At 70.4% G+C, this 1,803-nt stretch carries 1 protein-coding gene and 1 riboswitch; the gene reads left to right on the top strand.

The genetic code is table 11. The annotated features are described in order from the left end of the window. The first annotated feature begins 177 nt into the window (after window positions 1-177). Window positions 178-290, top strand: a riboswitch (SAM riboswitch). A gap of 68 nt (window positions 291-358) precedes the next feature. After that, window positions 359-1,534: a homoserine O-acetyltransferase MetX gene (gene metX, locus ACLN58_RS21800; protein WP_415857303.1), complete on the top strand. Its 1,176-nt coding sequence runs from the start codon at window positions 359-361 to the stop codon at window positions 1,532-1,534. Window positions 1,535-1,803: the final 269 nt, after the last annotated feature.

Raw genomic sequence — 1,803 nt, 5'->3', positions numbered from 1 at the left:
GACGACGGCGGGGCCTCGCCCTTCCCGGCGACCCAGACACGCGCGTGGGTCAAGGAGCTCAGGCATCGGCGGCGGCTCATGGAGGGCTGAGGCCAGCCCCCCGGATCCCTGCGGGCGGTCTTCACACACGGTCACACATTTGCCCGCGCGATTCCGCGGCCTTCTACACTCGCATCAGGTCATGAGTGCCAGCGCCAAACCCCGGTTTGCTGGCCGGCAACCCTCCTGCCGCGGTGGGGTGCCCCGGGTGAAGACCTGGGCCAGCGAAATCCGCCGGTCAAGTGCAGCGTGAAGGGAATGCTATGTCCAGCAACCCCCCGTGGTCCTTTAAGGCCCCCATCTACGTCGAGACGGTCGCATGACGGTCGTGGACCGCATCGCCGCCCCAGCCACCACCCCCGCGCAGACCCCCGACGCCTCCGCGGACGCACTCCAGACCGAACCACGCGACGGGGTGCTCTGCTGGCTCGGGATCGGCGCCCTCGAATTCGAGGCCGGCGGAGAGCTCCCCGAGGTTGAGCTCGCGTACGAGACGTGGGGAACGCTCAACGCCGACGCGTCCAACGCCGTGCTGATCCACCACGCGCTCACCGGTTCCACCCACGTGGCCCAAGGGCACACCGAGGAACCCGGCTGGTGGGACGCGCTCGTGGGCCCGGGCAAGCCCGTGGACACCGAGAAGTACTTCGTGGTGGCCGCCAACATGGTCGGCGGGTGCTACGGCAGCACGGGCCCGGGGTCGCCCGACCCCGACGGCCGGCCGTGGGGCTCGCGCTTCCCGTTCGTGACGATCCGCGATTCCGTGCGGGCCGAGGCTCGGCTCGCGGACGGACTCGGCATCCGGCGCTGGCACGCCGTGGTGGGTGGCTCGATGGGAGGGGCTCGGGCGCTCGAATGGGGCGCTACGTACCCCGAACGGGTCAGGCATTGTGTCGTCGTCGCGATCGGGGCCTACAGCACGGCCGAGCAGATCGCGATCGCCCAGTCCCAGGTGCTCGCCATCCGGCAGGATCCGAATTTCCGCGACGGCGACTACTACGGCAGGGCGACGCCGAGCGCGGGCCTGGGCCTCGCGCGGCGGATCGCGCACATCAGCTACCGTTCCGAGGCTGAGCTCGGGTATCGCTTCGGTCGCCGCGGGCAGGGGGCCGAGGACCCGTTCGATGCCTCGGGGGGGATCGCGTCCCGTGGTCGCTACCAGGTCGAGAGCTACTTGGACCATCAGGCGGAGAAGCTCGTGGGTCGGTTCGACGCGAACAGCTACGTGATCTTGACCGAGGCCCTCATGAGCCATGACGTGGGTCGCGGACGCGGGGGTGTGGCGCGGGCGCTCGCGGGGGCGCAGGCCGAATTCTTCCTCGCGGCCGTTGACTCGGACCGCCTGTACTTCCCCGAGCAGAGCGAGGAGCTCGCCGCGGCGCTCCCGGGCGACGTTCCTGTCTACCGCATCGATGCGAAGATCGGCCACGACGGCTTCCTGACCGAGATCGGCCAGCTCGGCTCGGAGCTGCGGAAGCAGGTCTTCACGCTCTAGGTGCCTCCCTCCGGCCCGCGGCGACGGTGGGGGGACCCAGTGCGTCAACAGGAACCACCCGTTGAAGGCACTACTGGGCCCCCCAGGCGCTCCTGCGGCGAGTCAGCCGCGCATGACCTCGTTGCGGGCCTTCATGTACTCCTCGAGGGAGATCTTCTGGTCCGTGAACTGCTGGTCGAGCTCGGCGAGCTTCCGCGCCCGGTAGCCCTGCGGTTCGGCGTCGGGTCCGGGCGCCGGGGGCGCGCTCTGCGGGGCGCCTGGCGGCCTCT

It is taken from the genome of Sinomonas sp. G460-2 (genome assembly GCF_047759905.1).
In the GTDB taxonomy this organism is placed as follows: Bacteria; Actinomycetota; Actinomycetes; order Actinomycetales; family Micrococcaceae; genus Sinomonas.
Note: the sequence above shows the minus strand (reverse complement) of the source record. Positions and strands in the feature narration are given on the sequence as shown.